This is a genomic window from Halomonas korlensis (genome assembly GCF_900116705.1).
In the GTDB taxonomy this organism is placed as follows: domain Bacteria; phylum Pseudomonadota; class Gammaproteobacteria; order Pseudomonadales; family Halomonadaceae; genus Halomonas; species Halomonas korlensis.
Genome location: NZ_FPBP01000002.1, coordinates 216,802 through 232,757, shown reverse-complemented (window position 1 = coordinate 232,757; position 15,956 = coordinate 216,802). Strand labels below are relative to the sequence as shown.

Genomic DNA, 15,956 nt, shown 5'->3' with positions numbered 1-15,956 from the left:
AGGGCAATGAATGCCGGCACGGGGAACGACAGCGTCGCCCGCGAGGCGAGGTGCCGTCGTGAATAAGGGAAACCATGGTACGCAAGGAACGTTTGATCGTCCCGGTCCTGATCATCGTCGCCATGGCCTGGGCCGCGGCCCAATATCTTGCCGGGTTGCTGTTCGAGCGCGAGTTGGCAAGAGCGGTCAACGATCTGGAGGCGCGCGGTGAGCTTGTCGTCGAGCGCAGCGGCGTCGAGCGAGGCTGGCTGACATCCCATGGGACTATTCACCTTGCGCCGGTGCTGGGCGATGCCTGGCATCTTGCGCTGAGCTATGAGGCCGATCACGGGATACTCAGTACCCGTGTCGAGGGGCTGGCAATGCCGCTGATGGGGCCACGGCAGACCCACGTGTTCGGCGAGGCGCTGCCGTCGAATCCACCGAGCTGGCATGCGCGATACCACACGCTGAGCGGCACCCTGGAAGGCTCGATTCAGCTGGCCCCTTTCGTGATCCGCCAGGGGCAGCGTGAGCTGGATTTCCAGGGCGGTGAGATGGCCTTCGATGGCGAGTACGGCGACTGGCGTGGACGCGCCCGTATTTCGTCCCTGCGGCTCACCGACGGCAGCGCAAGGCTCGACATCGGCCCGGTCATGCTCGAGAGCCGTTACGCCTATACGGAGGGCGCTTACCACTTCACCCAACACGATCTGCTGCGTGTCGAAGCACTCAACTGGCAGCAGCCGGACCTCGGCATCACGGCACGCGACCTGGTCTACCAGAGCCAGATGACCCTCGATGATCGTGAACTGCGTATCGATAGCGAACTGACCATCAGCGAGGTGCTGGCGGCCGAGCAGGTGCTGCTGACCGGTCGGGTGGCGCTGTCGCTGTCGCGTATCAACGCCGATGCCCTGCGCCAGGGGTTGACCGTATTGCGCGGCGAGGCGGCACAGGGGAAGGCGGCCCGGGAAGGACACGAGCTGCTGGAGACGCTCGAGCCCTATCTGATCGACATGCTCAAGGACTCTCCGCGATTGGATGTCTCGGCCGTGGCGCTCGACAGCCCCATGCTCGGCATCAGCGTCCAGGGCAACGGGGCCTTGTTCTTCGACGCGCGAAACCTTGATGAGTTGAGCCTGCGGCGCCTCCCCGATCAGAACGAACGGCAGCGCTGGCTATCGCGTGTGGACGGCGACTTCGACTGGCCTGGCGTTCCCGCGGTCGTGGCGTTGTGGCTGGGGTTGCCACTCGATACCCGCGACCTTGAAATCGATGTGATTCGGGGCCGAGTGCGGGTCAACGGCCGGCCGTTGCCGCCGCTCTGGCGTTGATGGTGCATGGTTAAAACAGCCGTCTGACTTGAACTCGTTGCTGGCTGCCCGCATTGATTGATCAGTTTGCCTTATTGCAGTCACATCGGATCAGGACGATTAGCCCATGAGCGACGAGCAGGATAGCTTCCAGGACCCCGAGATACAGGACTGGGTTCGAGAGCCCGACGACACCGGCGATGACTTCGCTTCCCGAGAAGGGAACCAGGGGCGTAATGCCATGGTGCCCGCGCGCGATACTCTGCCCGAGCGTATCTACCTGTTGCCGATCCACAATCGGCCCTTTTTCCCCGCCCAGGTTCAGCCGTTGGTGATCAATCGCGAACGCTGGGAAGACACCATGCGTCGCGTCGCCGATACCCCGCATCAAGTGGTCGGGCTCGCCTTTGTGGGTGAGGCGGGTGTCGAGGAGATCGGGCCGGGGGATTTCCCCGAAATCGGCACCGCGGTCAAGGTGCACAAGCTTCAGGCCGAGGATCAGCAGTTCCAGTTCATTGCCCGTGGCGTGCAGCGCTTTCGCATCCAGCGCTGGCTGTCAAAGACGCCGCCTTACCTGGTCGAAGTGTCCTACCCACGCGAGCCGGTCAACGTCGAGGAAGACGAGACCCGCGCCTATGCCATGGCATTGATCAACGGCATCAAGGAACTGCTGCCGATCAACCCGCTCTATGGCGAGGAACTCAAGCATTACCTCAACCGCTTCAGCCCCCATGAGCCGGGTCCCTTGACCGACTTTGCCGCGGCGATTACCTCGGCCAAGGGCCATGAGCTGCAGGATGTGCTGGAGACCCTGGCGGTCATGCCGCGCATGCAGAAAGTGTTGCCGCTGCTGCGCAAGGAGATCGACGTTGCCCTGCTGCAAAGCGAGATCAGCGACCAGGTCAACGCCCAGATGCAGAAGCGCCAGCGGGAATTCTTCCTGCGCGAGCAGCTCAAGGTCATTCAGCGCGAGCTCGGCATCTCCAAGGACGACCGCGAGAACGATGTCGACACCTTCCGCGACCGCCTCGAGGGGCTGACGGTGCCGCCCAAGGTGTTGACGCGCATTGAGGAGGAGCTCGACAAGCTCTCGGTGCTGGAGACCGGCTCCCCCGAATACGGTACGACGCGCAACTATCTCGACTGGCTCACCTCGATGCCGTGGGGCGTGCACAGCGTTGACCAGCTCGACCTCGCCCATGCGCGCCAGGTACTCGACCGCGACCACGACGGCCTCACCGATGTGAAGGAGCGGATCGTCGAGTTTCTCGCCGAGGGGACCTTCAAGGGCGATGTCGGCGGGTCCATTCTGCTGCTGGTCGGTCCGCCGGGGGTGGGCAAGACCTCGGTGGGGCGTTCGATCGCCGAGGCGCTGGGCCGCAAGTTCTATCGCTTTTCGGTGGGCGGCATGCGCGACGAGGCCGAGATCAAAGGACATCGGCGCACCTATATCGGCGCGATGCCGGGCAAGCTGGTGCAGTCGCTCAAGGAAGTCGAGGTCGAGAATCCGGTGATCATGCTCGACGAAATCGACAAGATGGGGCAATCCTTCCAGGGCGATCCGGCCTCGGCGCTGCTCGAGGTGCTGGACCCGGAACAGAACATCGACTTTCTCGACCACTACCTGGACGTGCGCCTCGACCTTTCCAAGGTGCTGTTCGTGTGTACGGCCAATACGCTGGATTCGATTCCGCCGGCGCTGCTGGATCGCATGGAGCAGATTCGTCTCTCGGGCTATATCGCCGAGGAAAAGCTGGCGATTGCCAAGAATCACCTCTGGCCCAAGCTGCTCAAGCGCGACCGGATTCCCAAGAAGCGCATCAATCTTTCCGACTCGGCACTCAGGCAGGTGATCGAGGGTTATGCCCGCGAGGCCGGGGTGCGCCAACTCGAGAAACAGTTGCACCGCATCGTGCGCAAGGCGGCCGTCAAGATGCTCGAGAACGATCAGAAGTCGGTGCGGGTATCAGTGAACAATCTCGAGGATTTCCTCGGGGCGCCCCTCTTCCGCAAGGATCAGGTCATGAAGGGCCAGGGCGTCGTCACTGGCCTCGCCTGGACCTCGATGGGCGGGGCGACGTTGTCCATCGAGGCCGGCAAGGTCCACTCACTGGATCGCGGCTTCAAGCTCACCGGTCAGCTCGGCGACGTCATGAAAGAGTCGGCCAATATCGCCTACAGCTACGTGCTGGGACACCTGAACGAGTACGGTGCCGATAGCGACTTCTTCGACTCGGCGTTCGTGCACTTGCATGTGCCGGAGGGCGCCACACCCAAGGACGGCCCGTCGGCCGGGGTCACCATGACCACCGCCTTGCTGTCCCTGGCCCTGCATCGTGCCATCGAACGGCCGCTGGCCATGACCGGGGAGTTGACGCTTACCGGGCAGGTGCTGCCGGTAGGCGGGATTCGCGAGAAGGTAATCGCCGCTCGACGCAGCGACATCTTCGAGCTGATCCTGCCCGACGCCAACCGCCGGGACTACGGGGAGTTACCTGACTATCTCAAGGAGGGAATGACGGTCCACTTCGCCGGCCGCTACCCGGATGTCGCGAAGGTGGTATTCGGCTGAGCTCTGGATCTTGACGAATCTTGAGCGCCGCTAAATAGACCGAGCGACACTGGGCCGCTCGGGGGTTGAGGTAGGCTCAGCGGAACCTGTTGCCATATCCGGCATCAGTTGCCGCCACCCGTGCCCATGCCGCCAGCGCCAGTGCCGCCGCTGCCGGTGCCGCTGGTTCCGGTACCACTTCCCGTACCGCCGGTCCCGATGCTGTCGGTGCCCGTACCATCGGTGCCGGTACCGCCAGAGCCGCCGGTGCCGGTCCGGTCGGAATCAGTGCCGGTCCCCTCGGTCTGTGTGTCGCCGGTGTCGTCCGTCGTGCCCTTGCCGCCATTTTCCTGGGGCATTTCATCGCCAAGGCTGTCGGAAGGCCAGTCGGCGGGGCATTCTCCATCCTCTTCTTTCATCTCTTCCGGGCAATCCTCTGCCATGCCCTCCTGGCCCATGCCGCCTTGCGTGGCTTCCTGACCGGTGCTGCCGCTGCCGGAAGCGTCATCGGCCAACGCCGCGCCGGCGCCGAGCAGCCCGGTCAGCAACAGGGAAATACCGAAGGCGCGCAGGGTAGAGTGGGTATCATGAATCCTTTTCATTTTCTTAACTCCTTGTTTTACAAGAATGTGTTTCTTGTAAAAAGCAGTAAAGCTGACGAGGCTGTCCCAGCTGACGATGCGTGGGGGCCCCAGCCTGACGCGATTCCTGTTGCGTCGAATACAGATTAGTTCGGCGATTCCTGCTGTGCCATCGAATAGATGACGAACAGCAAGGCGCGGTCCTGGGGCGGCTGGCAAGCCCCTGTCGCCCATGACAAACTCGAAGCGCATCCACTCGTACAGGGGATCGATGATGACTCAGACACTCAAGGTCGGCCTGGTCGGCTATGGCATGGCGGGAAAGGCCTTTCATGCCCCGCTGATCGAGGCGACCCCGGCCCTCGAGCTGACCGCTGTCGTCAGTGGTGACGCCGACAAGGTCAAGGCCGACCTGCCGTCGGTCGAGGTGCTGCCCAAGGCGGCCATGCTGTTCGCCCGAGCAGATATCGATCTGGTGGTGATCGTGACCCCCAACGACACGCACTTCGCCCTGGCCAAGGCCGCCCTGGGGGCGGGCAAGCATGTGGTGGTCGACAAGCCGCTCACGATCACACTCTCCGAGGCCAGGCTGCTGAAAAGCCTGGCCACCAATGCGCAGTGCATGCTCAGTGTCTTTCATAATCGTCGCTGGGACAGTGACTTCCTGGCCCTGCAGGAGGTGATCGCGGCGGGCGAGCTGGGGCGGGTGGCGAGTCTGGAATCGCGCTTCGACCGTTTTCGTCCCATGGTGCCGGCGGACCGCTGGTGTGAGCGACACCAACCGGGCAGTGGGATCTGGTACGACCTGGGACCCCACCTGCTCGACCAGGCGATATTGCTGTTCGGCATGCCCAAGGCCGTTTTCGTGGAATTGTCGGCGCTGCGTGATGGCGCCCAGGTCGACGACGATTTCCTGGCGATGCTGGCCTATGACCACAAGCGGGTGGTGCTGCAGGCAGGTACCCTGGCCGCCGAAGAAACGCCGAGATTTCGTGTGAACGGCACGCGCGGCAGCTTCGTCAAGTTCGGCCTCGATCCTCAGGAGGGATGGCTCAAGGAAGGCCGCAGGCCCACGCCGGAGTGGGGCGTCGACCCCTGGCCGGGTCGCTTGACGCTGGAAAATGGCGAGGCCGGTTTTAGCGAGCGCCGTGCGCCGTCGCCACCCGGGGATTATCTCGCCTACTATGCGGGAATCGCCTCGGCGCTTCTGGAAGGCACCCCGCCCCCGGTGAGTGTCGATGAGGCAATCGCCGTGATGACCCTGCTGGAGGTGGGGCTGGACAGTCACCGCCAGAAGCGCTGGATCAATCTCAAGTAGCGGCTTGCTGGCGTGTCGGGCACGTTTGGCGCGTCAGTGCCGGCGCCGCCATGAGTAGGTGTTACCACAGCGACGGGGTGATCTCTTCGTTGCGCAACCGATCACGCGCGATGTACAGGGCGGCAATGGCCCGGGCCTCATGGAAATCCTCGCGGGCGAGCAGGGCCGGCAGTTCCTGGATGGCGTGGGTCTCGACGATCAGCGGTTCCGGCTCGTCGCCGGGAAGGCGCTTGGGGTAGAGGTCTGTCGCCAGCATGACCTGCATGCGATGGCGCATGTAGTTGGGGGCCAGGGACAGCTCCACCAGTGGCTCGATACGCCGTGCCCCGAAACCGCATTCCTCCATGAGTTCGCGATTGGCGGCGCTGATCACGTCCTCGCCGGGGTCGACCAGTCCCTTGGGCAGGGTCAGCACGTAGTCCTCGAAGCCCGCCGCATATTCCCGGATCAGCAGCACATGCTCGGGGTCGGGCATGGCGACCATCATCACCGCGCCATGATCGCTGCCGGTCAGCCGCTCGAAACAGCGCTCCTCGCCGTTGGCGAAGCGCAAGTCCAGCGATTCGATATGAAACAGCCGGCTACGTGCGACGGTGTGGCGCGAAAGCACCTTGGGTTTTTCCGGCCAGTGGGTCGCGCCTTGCGGGCTCGTCGGGTCGCTCTCTTGCATCTTGATGACTCCTTTCACCGACGTGGCGGGCCGGCCCATGCGTCGCCGTCCCTGTTTGGGTACAATATTACGCCTCACGCCATCAACGATGCCATCCGGAGTTGCGATGATCGACTGGCACGCCATCGATACCGTCCTGCTGGACATGGACGGGACCCTGCTGGATCTGCACTTCGATAGCCATTTCTGGCTCGAACACTTGCCGCGTCGTTACGTCGAGCTTCATCGACTGGATGAAGAGACCCAGGCGCAGCTACGTTCGCGAATCATTCATGAAAAGGGCACGCTCAACTGGTACAGCCTGGCGTACTGGAGTCGCGAGTTGGATGTCGACATCGTGGCGCTGAAGCGCGAAATCCAGCACTTGATCGGGTTGCGCGGCGATGCCCTGGATTTTCTCAAGTGGCTGCAACAGGCCCATCCTCGCGTGGTGCTTGCGACCAATGCCGACCGGGCGAGCCTCGAGCTCAAGCTGCCGCTCACGGGCCTGGAGACCTATCTCGACGCCATCGTCTCGTCGGCCGATCTTGGTGTTCCCAAGGAAGAGCAGGCCTTCTGGTTTGCCCTGCAGGAAGTCGAGCCCTTCGACCCCCAGCGCACCCTGTTCATCGACGACAACCCATCGGTGCTGGAGAGCGCGCGCGAGTTCGGTATTCGCCATTTGCTCGGCATCAAGCAGCCCGACAGCACGCGGCCCGAGAAGGAGCTCGAGGAATTCATCGTTCTTGATCGTTTCGCGTCGATTCTGCCGCAGAACCTGCCGCCGCTGCAGGGTGAGGACACAGGAGACGGCACTCATGGATAGCGTGCGTCTGGACAAGTGGTTATGGGCGGCGCGCTTCTTCAAGACGCGGGCGCTGGCCAAGAAGGCCATCGAGGGTGGCAAGGTGCAATACAACGGTGCTCGGGCCAAGACCAGCAAGGCCGTCGAGGTGGGAGCGCTGGTGCGCGTGCCGCAGGGCTGGGATATCCTCGAGGTCGAGGTGCTGGCGCTTTCCGACCAGCGACGCGGCGCCCCCGAAGCCCGCACTCTCTATGCAGAGACACCGGAGAGTGTCGCGCGTCGCGAGCGCGAGGCCGAGGCGCGTCGTCTGACCAATCAGGTCATGCAGCATCCCCTCAAGCGTCCCGACAAGAAGCAGCGACGCGAGATTCAGCGCTTCCAGCGCAATCAGGGCGAGGATTGAGTCCTGTCGGCTATTCGTGACGGCAGCCATCAATCGTCAGTCACCGGTTTCCAGACACTACTTTCCAGACACTACTTTCCAGTCACTTCTTTTTTTAATCACACCTTTCCAGCCATCAACTTTCAGGTCCCCACGCGTCATGAATGACCAGATTCAGCGTTTCCTTTTCGATCGTACCAACGTGCGCGGCGAGATCGTCACCCTTGAGCAGGCCTACCAGGACGTGCTCGAGCGTCATCACTACTCGCCGGCCATCAATCACTTGCTGGGCGAGTTGCTGGCTGCGGTGGCGCTGCTTACCGATACCGTGAAGCTCGACGGCACCCTGAGCATCGAAGTGCGCGGCAAGGGAGCCCTGGCGCTGCTGATGGCCGAGTCCAATCCCGGCGGGGAATTGCGGGCGATCGCGCGCTTGGCCGAAGATGCCGAGCCTCCGACCGATGACATGAGCTTTCATGAGTTGATTGGCGACGGCCAGATCATGATCACCCTGGACCCCAGGGAAGGACAGCGTTACCAGGGCATCGTGGCCCTGGAACACGACAGCCTGGCGGAATGTCTCGAGGCGTATTTTGCCCAATCCGAGCAGTTGCCGACACGCCTGTGGCTGGCGGCGAGCGATAGCCGCGCCGGGGGCCTGCTGTTGCAGCGCCTGCCCGAGGGCTCGCAGAACCAGGATGACGATGCCTGGGGGCGGACCGTCCAGCTAGCGGCTACGCTGACCACAGACGAATTGCTCGGTCTCGAACAGCGCGACATGTTGTATCGGCTGTATCACGAAGAGACGGTGAGAGTGTATGAGCCCAAGTCATTGCGTTTTGCGTGCACTTGTTCACGCCGGCGAATCGGCGAAGGGCTTCTGACGCTTGGCGAAGCGGAGTTGCGTGAGGTGTTGGCGGAGCAGGGGGAGATCGAGACCCAGTGTCATTTTTGCCATAGTCGCTATCGGTTTTCGCCTGCCGATATCGAGGCGCTGCTGGTGGCTGCCGATGACGAGCCGCCGGTCATCCACTGATTCTCTGCTTGACCGGCTCGTGTTGACCTTCTCTTTGTCGTTGTACGCGCGCTGGCAACATAGGTATACGATGTTCATTTGTGAACATTTGTAAGGTATGCGAAGATCGCCGATGTAGTAGTAAAACTACAAGATCTTCGTCCAAAAACGCCGTTCCCCGCGACAGTTGTTTTTGTCATAATGACCGCCGCTTCCGTAACACGACAATGAAAGGATCACCACGGAACAAGACGGGAAGACCCGCACCTGGTGGTTCGAAGGCATCAGCTTAGCTGCGTCGACGACGCCCGGCTCACGAGAGAGAACGGCCGCCAGGCCAAGGAATTGATATGACCATGACCCAAGCCGCATCCCAGGCTGTCAGCGCACAGCCAGCCGCCACTCCTTGCACTCACGTCAATCTCAGTAGCGCGGAGCTGATCGAGCGCGCCGTGAGCAATGGCGAAGGCCGCCTGGCCGCCAATGGTGCATTGGTGGTGAACACGGGGCTGCGTACCGGCCGCTCGCCCAAGGATCGGTTCATCGTCGATGAGCCTTCCACCAGCGGCCGAATCGATTGGGGCAATGTCAATCTGCCTTTTGATGCCGACAAGTTCGAGGCCCTGTGGCGCCGCGTCGAGCGCTACTTGGCTAACGGTGAGCAGTATGTCTCGGAACTGCATGTGGGCAGCGACCCCGAGCACTATCTGCCCGTGCGCGTGACGACCGAAACGGCCTGGCATAACCTTTTCGGTCGTACCATGTTCGTGCGTCCCGAGCCGTTCAATCCCGCCTTGAAGCAGGAGTGGACCGTTCTCAATGCGCCATACTTCGAATGCGATCCGCAGCGCGACGGTACCAACGCCGACGGCTGCGTGATTCTTGATTTTGCCGGTCAGCGGGTGCTGATTGCCGGCATGCGTTATGCCGGTGAAATGAAGAAAGCCATGTTCTCGGTACAGAACTTTCTGCTCCCCGAGTCCGATGTGCTGCCGATGCACTGCTCGGCCAACGTTGGCGAGGACGGTGAGACCACGCTGTTCTTCGGCCTCTCGGGGACCGGAAAGACCACGCTCTCCGCCGACCCGGCGCGCTACCTGATTGGCGATGATGAACACGGCTGGGGGCCCGGCACGGTCTTCAACATCGAGGGCGGCTGCTACGCCAAGTGCATCGATCTCTCCGAGAAGAACGAGCCGGTGATCTGGAACGCCATCAAGTTCGGCACGGTGCTTGAAAACGTGGTGCTCAATGATCGTCGTGAACCCGACTATGCCGACGGCAGCCTGACCCAGAACTCGCGCGCCGCCTATCCGCTGGAACACGTGGAAAAGCGCGTTCCCGAAAATCGTGCCGGGGAGCCCAGCGCCATCGTCTTCCTGACCTGCGACATGAGCGGTGTGCTGCCGCCGGTATCGGTGCTCTCCAAGGAGGCGGCGGCCTACCATTTCCTCTCCGGCTACACCGCCAAGGTCGGCTCGACCGAGATGGGCTCCTCCAGCAACCTAGAAGCGACCTTCTCCACCTGCTTCGGCGCGCCGTTCTTTCCGCGCCCGGCCCGCGAATATGCCGATCTACTGATAAAGCGGGTCGAGGCCAAGGACGCCCAGGTCTACCTGGTCAATACCGGCTGGACCGGAGGTGCCTTCGGGGAAGGCGGGGCGCGCTTCTCGATTCCCACCACGCGTGCCATCATCGCCGCGATCCAGGCCGGTGTGCTGCGTGATGTCGAGACCCGGCATATCGAGGGTCTCAACCTGGAGGTGCCGGTAGCAGTGCCGGGCGTGGACTCGCGCTTGCTCGACCCTCGCCGGACCTGGCAAGACTCGGCTGCCTATGACCGGCAACTGCAGGAGTTGACCACCAAGTTCGTCGAAAACTTCGAGAAGTTTGCCGGTGTCGACTCGGCCATCATCGCGGCGGGGCCGCAGCGTTGATTAGCTGACGCTCAATCGATGAGAGAACCCTGTGGCGAACGCAGGGTCGAAACGGGGTGAGTCACGAGACTCGCCCCGTTTTTTTATGCATCCAGCTGTCGGGGCACTGCACAGTCATTGCGATGTCTTTATAAAAGTATCGTGGCGGTTTATCGCTCGATGTCATGTATGCAAGGGAGGTCAACGATGAAGCGTCGTCATTTTCTGGGGTTATTGAGCGCCGGAGGGCTGGCGGGCTTGCTGCCTAGCATAGCGAGCGCCAGGCCCAAACCCGACCTCAAGCGCGCCGACGGGCTCGAGACCCTGGAGCTCACCGAGGCCGAGTGGCGGGAGCGGCTGAGTGAGGCGCAGTACGAAATTCTGCGCGAGGAGGGCACCGAACCGGCCTTCTCCAGCCCGCTGGACAAGGAAACCCGCGAGGGCGAGTTTCGCTGCGCCGGCTGTGACCTGCTGCTGTTCACCAGTGCCATGAAGTACGATTCCGGCACCGGCTGGCCGAGTTTCTTCGAGCATGTCGAGGGGCACCTGCTCAGCAAGGTCGATTACAAGGCCATCTGGCCGCGTACGGAATACCACTGCGCCCGTTGCGGCGGCCATCAGGGCCATGTGTTCGACGATGGACCGGAGCCCACCGGCCTGCGCTGGTGCAACAACGGTCTGGCACTGTCATTCGTCCCCGCCTGAGCATGGTTTGTGATACCTTGTCGCGATTCGTTTCCTGAAGCAGCGACAGGGGTTACATGGACGCCACCAACCGCATCATTACGCGTTTCGCTGACGAGCTCGGCGTCAGGACGCAGCAGGTCACCGCCACGGTCGAACTGCTCGACGGCGGGGCCACCGTGCCCTTCATCGCTCGCTATCGCAAGGAAGTGACCGGCGGGCTCGACGACATCCAGCTGCGTCAGCTCGACGAACGCCTGCGTTACCTCCGCGAGCTGGAGGAGCGGCGCACTACCGTGCTCGCCGCCATCGATGAGCAGGGCAAGCTGACCGACGACCTGGCGGCGCGCCTGCAGGCTGCCGATACCAAGCAGCGCCTGGAAGATCTTTACCTGCCCTACAAGAAGAAGCGCCGCACCAAGGCCCAGATCGCCAGGGAGGCGGGGCTCGAGCCGCTGGCCGATGCACTGATGGCCGACCCGACCCGCGACCCGCAGGCCGAGGCGGCGGGCTATCTTCGTCCCACGGAAGGCGACACGCCGGGCGTCGAGGACACCAAGGCGGCATTGGATGGCGCGCGTCAGATCCTGATGGAGCGTTTCGCCGAGGACGCCGAGCTGGTTGGGCAGCTGCGCGAGCGCCTGTGGGGCGAGGGCGAGCTGAGCGCTCGGCTGCTGGCAGGCAAGGAGCGTGAGGGCGCCAAGTTCTCCGACTATTTCGAGCATGACGAGCCGCTGGCCAAGACCCCCTCACACCGCGCGCTGGCGATGTTCCGCGCCCGCAACGAGGGAGTGATCGCGCTGTCGATCCGCCTGCCCGGCGAGCAGGACGCGCCGATCCATCCGGCCCAGGTGATGATCGCCCGTCATGTTGCCATCCGTGACGAGGGGCGTGCGGCCGATACCTGGCTGCGCGACGTGGTGCGCTGGACCTGGCGGGTCAAGCTTTATACCCAGCTCGAGACCGAGCTGCTGAGCCGCCTGCGCGAGCGCGCCGAGCAGGCCGCCATCGACGTCTTTGCCGCCAACCTCAAGGACCTGTTGCTCGCGGCACCGGCGGGCCAGAAGGCCACACTTGCCATCGACCCGGGCCTGCGCACCGGTTGCAAGGTGGCGGTGGTGGACGCGACCGGTCAGTTCCTCGCGCACACCACCATCTATCCCCATGCGCCCCAGAACCGCTGGGACGCGTCGCTTGCTGAACTCGCCGCACTGGTCGAAAAGCACGACGTGGCGCTGATCGCCGTTGGCAACGGTACCGCCAGTCGCGAGACCGACCGGCTCGCCGGCGACCTGGTCAAGCGCTTCGCTGCACATAAAGGGCACGGTAAGCGCGCGCTGGCCAAGGTGATGGTCAGCGAGGCCGGCGCCTCGGTCTATTCCGCTTCCGAGTATGCCTCGCGCGAATTTCCCGACCTCGACGTGACGATCCGTGGCGCGGTCTCCATCGCCAGGCGCCTGCAGGACCCCTTGGCCGAGCTGGTCAAGATCGAGCCCAAGTCCATCGGGGTGGGGCAGTACCAGCACGACGTTTCTCAGCTGCAACTGTCGAAGAGCCTGGAGGCGGTGATCGAGGACTGTGTCAATGCGGTAGGCGTGGATCTCAATACCGCCTCGAGCGCGTTGCTCTCGAGGGTCGCCGGCCTCAACCCGGCGCTGGCCGAGGCCATCGTCGCGCGGCGTAATACCGAGGGGGCGTTTCTCAGCCGCCGCGCGCTGCTCGACGTCAGCCGGCTGGGCCCCAAGACCTTCGAGCAGTGCGCCGGGTTCCTGCGCATCATGAACGGCACCAACCCGCTGGACGCCAGCGCGGTTCACCCCGAGGCCTACCCGCTGGTCGAGCGGATCGCCAAGCGCAACGGTCGCGAGCTGGGCGGCCTGATCGGCGACAGTGTGACCCTCAAGGCGATCGTGCCAGCCGAGTTTGCCGATGAGCGCTTTGGCGTGCCCACCGTCAGCGATATCCTCAAGGAGCTGGACAAGCCCGGCCGCGACCCGCGACCCGAGTTCAAGGCGGCAGAGTTTCGTGAGGGCGTCGAGACGCTCAAGGACCTCGAGCCCGGCATGATCCTCGAGGGGGGCGTCACCAACGTTACTCACTTCGGCGCCTTCATCGATATCGGCGTTCATCAGGACGGCCTGGTACATATTTCGGCGCTCTCCGAGCGATTCGTCGAGGATCCGCGAACGGTGGTCAAGGCCGGAGACATCGTGCGCGTCAAGGTGATGAGCGTGGACCTTGAACGCGCGCGCATCGCCCTTACCATGCGCCTCGATGATCCGCTGGAAGACGCCGGGGCCGACCGGTCGCGGCGCGGAAACTCGGAAGGCCGTCGAGGTGGGCAAGACAAGGCGGGGCGCAAGGGCGGCCAGCCCCGCCAGTCCGGGACCGGGAAAGGCCAGTCGGATGGGCAGATGGGCGCGCTCGGCGCCGCGCTTCTGCAGGCGAAAAAAGGCCGGTGACTTTGCATCGGTGCTCGACGGCACCATAATCTGAGATTTTACGGGCGCCCCGGACGGGCGTATCCAATGCGAACCGTGAAGCACGGCCCACTGGCGGCTTCCACGACATGGGGTGTTCATCTTGTCAGACTCTCTCGCCACCCGTATCGAGCGACTCGAAGCGTCGGCACGACAGGGATTGTTCGGTCGCTTGCGGCGCGGCATCGAGAAGGAGGGGCTGCGCGTCGATCCGGCGGGTCGCATCGCTTCCACGCCGCATCCGGCCGCCCTGGGCTCCAAGCTCACCCACCCGCATATCACGACCGATTATGCCGAGGCGCTGCTGGAGTACATCACGCCGGTCAGCTGTCGCCCACGAGACGCCATGGCGTTCCTGGGCGACCTGCACCGATACAGCTATCACCACCTGGGTGACGAGCTGATCTGGCCGGCCAGCATGCCGTCACGGTTGAACGGCAACGACAGCGTGGCCATCGCCGACTTCGGCGGCTCCAACATAGGCACTATGAAGCACGTCTATCGCAAGGGGCTCGACGTGCGCTACGGGCGGATCATGCAGTCAATCGCCGGCGTGCACTACAACTTCTCGCTTCCCGACGATCTGTGGCGCCGCCTCCAGGAAATCGATGGGGCGAGCGAAACACCGCTGAATGAGTACCGCTCGACGCGTTATTTCGGACTGATTCGCAACTTCCGACGCCATAGCTGGCTGTTGCTCTATCTGTTCGGCGCTTCACCGGCGCTGGATCGCAGCTTCCTGTCCGGCGGCAATATCCCCGACAAGCTCGAGCCCCATGGCAGCGAGACGCTGGTGTCTTCCTATGCCACCAGCCTGCGCATGTCGGATCTGGGCTATCAGAACAAGGTTCAGGAGCAGCTCAAGATCTGCTTCAATTCGCTCTCCAATTACGTGAACACCCTGCGACACGCCATATCCACGCCGTGGCCGCCCTACGAGTCCTTGGGCGTGCGTGAGCCGGACGGCTGGCATCAGCTCAATGCCAATATCCTGCAGATCGAGAACGAGTACTACAGCGATATCCGGCCCAAGCGGGTGACGCGCCACAACGAGACGCCCAGCCAGGCACTCGAGGCCCGCGGGGTGGAATACATCGAAGTGCGCTGTCTAGACCTCAACCCCTTGCTGACGCTGGGCATCGACGAGACCCAGATCCGTTTCCTGGACACCTTCCTGGTGTGGTGCCTGCTGTCGGAGAGCCCGTGGATTCCCGACGAGGAGTGCGATCGACTGGACGACAACCGTCGTCGGGTGGTGGAGCGCGGCCGTGACCCCGAGCTGCGTCTGGAGCAACATGGCAATTTCCGCGCCATTGCCGACTGGGGCGGCGAGATGTTCGCCGAGTTCGGCCAGGTCGCCGCGCTGCTCGACCTGTTGGAAGAGGGCGCACCGCACCAGGCGGCACTGGCAGCGCTGGCGCCGCGACTCGGCGACCCCTCGCTTACCCCATCGGGGCAGTTGCTCGCGCGGTTACGCGAAAGCGGTGGGGAGTTCAGCGATGACATGCTGTCACTCGCCGCCGAGCAGGCCGCCAGTTTGCGTGAAACACCGATGGAAAGTGCGCAAGAGGCACTGTTCGACCAGCTCGCTCGCACCTCCCATCAACAGCAGCGGGATATCGAGACCGCCGACCTCGAGCCCTTCGATGATTTTCTCGCCGATTATTTCCACCGCGCCCGGCAAGCCCGGCTGATCGATGAGGCGGCCTCATGACGACGACCCTGTCGCGTGTCTCGGTTCGGCAGTGGAGCCTGGCGGGCCTGGCTTTCTGTATCGTCATGATGGCGGTGGCGCTGGGGCTCGAGCATCTCGGCGGGTTCGAGCCCTGCCCGCTGTGTATCTTCCAGCGTATTGCCGTACTGTCGGCCGCTCTGGTGTTTGCCGTGGCAGCCATTCACAACCCCAAAGGGCGCCTCGGCGCGGGCGTCTATGGCAGCCTGTCGCTGGCCGCCGTGCTGGGCGGTATCGGTATCGTGTCACGGCACCTATGGCTGCAGTCGCTGCCGGCGGACGAGGTGCCGACCTGCGGCCCGGGCCTGGACTACATGATGGAGATCATGCCGCTGCAGGAAGTGCTTGCCACGGTGTTTACCGGCTCCGGGGAGTGCGCCGAGATCGATTTCATGCTGCTTGGTATCTCGCTGCCGGGCTGGACCCTGCTGGGTTTCCTGCTGCTCATGCTGGCACCCCTGGGCATGCTGCTTCGCGTGGTCGTCAGGCCGTATATCTATCGCTGGCAGGGCTAGTCGTCCGCAGGATTGACACCGCCCCTGGCAGGG

Annotated in this window: 13 protein-coding genes; 11 read left to right on the top strand and 2 right to left on the bottom strand. The window is 63.3% G+C overall.

Going from position 1 to position 15,956, the window contains the following annotated elements:
- Positions 1–74: 74 nt before the first annotated feature.
- Both BM341_RS03770 and lon read left to right on the top strand, forming a co-directional pair.
- Entirely contained in the window at positions 75–1,316 is a 1,242-nt protein-coding gene (locus BM341_RS03770) for a DUF945 family protein (RefSeq protein ID WP_089793060.1), read from the top strand.
- Positions 1,317–1,422: 106 nt separating this feature from the next.
- Complete coding sequence (lon, locus tag BM341_RS03765) at positions 1,423–3,867, top strand: endopeptidase La (RefSeq protein WP_089793058.1); 2,445 nt, start codon at positions 1,423–1,425, stop codon at positions 3,865–3,867.
- Positions 3,868–3,971: 104 nt separating this feature from the next.
- On the opposite strand, the gene BM341_RS19175 is transcribed toward lon, so the two are convergent.
- Entirely contained in the window at positions 3,972–4,448 is a 477-nt protein-coding gene (locus BM341_RS19175) for a hypothetical protein (RefSeq protein WP_089793056.1), read from the bottom strand.
- 253 nt (positions 4,449–4,701) lie between these two features.
- Here BM341_RS19175 and BM341_RS03755 point away from each other — a divergent pair, with 253 nt between their 5' ends.
- A complete protein-coding gene (locus BM341_RS03755) occupies positions 4,702–5,745 on the top strand; it encodes an oxidoreductase (RefSeq protein WP_089793054.1) in 1,044 nt (347 codons plus the stop codon).
- Between the two features lie 61 nt (positions 5,746–5,806).
- Here the strand turns inward: BM341_RS03755 and nudE are convergent, their stop codons facing one another.
- Entirely contained in the window at positions 5,807–6,415 is a 609-nt protein-coding gene (gene nudE, locus BM341_RS03750; protein ID WP_089793053.1) for an ADP compounds hydrolase NudE, read from the bottom strand.
- Positions 6,416–6,521: 106 nt separating this feature from the next.
- Here nudE and yrfG point away from each other — a divergent pair, with 106 nt between their 5' ends.
- The 8 genes from yrfG (at position 6,522) to BM341_RS03710 (ending at position 15,923) form a co-directional block, all read left to right on the top strand.
- Positions 6,522–7,220, top strand: coding sequence for a GMP/IMP nucleotidase (gene yrfG, locus BM341_RS03745; protein WP_089793051.1), 699 nt, complete (start codon positions 6,522–6,524; stop codon positions 7,218–7,220).
- Entirely contained in the window at positions 7,213–7,602 is a 390-nt protein-coding gene (gene hslR, locus BM341_RS03740) for a ribosome-associated heat shock protein Hsp15 (protein ID WP_089793049.1), read from the top strand. The genes yrfG and hslR overlap by 8 nt, the downstream gene beginning before the upstream one ends.
- Before the next feature lie 139 nt (positions 7,603–7,741).
- Complete coding sequence (gene hslO, locus BM341_RS03735; protein ID WP_089793047.1) at positions 7,742–8,617, top strand: Hsp33 family molecular chaperone HslO; 876 nt, start codon at positions 7,742–7,744, stop codon at positions 8,615–8,617.
- 329 nt (positions 8,618–8,946) lie between these two features.
- Positions 8,947–10,533 (top strand): phosphoenolpyruvate carboxykinase, encoded by a 1,587-nt coding sequence (locus BM341_RS03730; protein ID WP_089793045.1) that lies wholly within the window; start codon positions 8,947–8,949, stop codon positions 10,531–10,533.
- 186 nt (positions 10,534–10,719) lie between these two features.
- A complete protein-coding gene (gene msrB / locus BM341_RS03725; protein ID WP_089793043.1) occupies positions 10,720–11,217 on the top strand; it encodes a peptide-methionine (R)-S-oxide reductase MsrB in 498 nt (165 codons plus the stop codon).
- Between the two features lie 56 nt (positions 11,218–11,273).
- The gene (locus tag BM341_RS03720) at positions 11,274–13,658 is read left to right on the top strand and encodes a Tex family protein (RefSeq protein ID WP_089793041.1); all 2,385 of its coding nucleotides are present in this window, start codon (positions 11,274–11,276) and stop codon (positions 13,656–13,658) included.
- Positions 13,659–13,779: 121 nt separating this feature from the next.
- Complete coding sequence (gene gshA, locus BM341_RS03715) at positions 13,780–15,390, top strand: glutamate--cysteine ligase (RefSeq protein WP_089793431.1); 1,611 nt, start codon at positions 13,780–13,782, stop codon at positions 15,388–15,390.
- A complete protein-coding gene (locus tag BM341_RS03710; RefSeq protein WP_089793039.1) occupies positions 15,387–15,923 on the top strand; it encodes a disulfide bond formation protein B in 537 nt (178 codons plus the stop codon). Before gshA ends, BM341_RS03710 begins: the two co-directional genes overlap by 4 nt.
- Positions 15,924–15,956 lie beyond the last annotated feature (33 nt).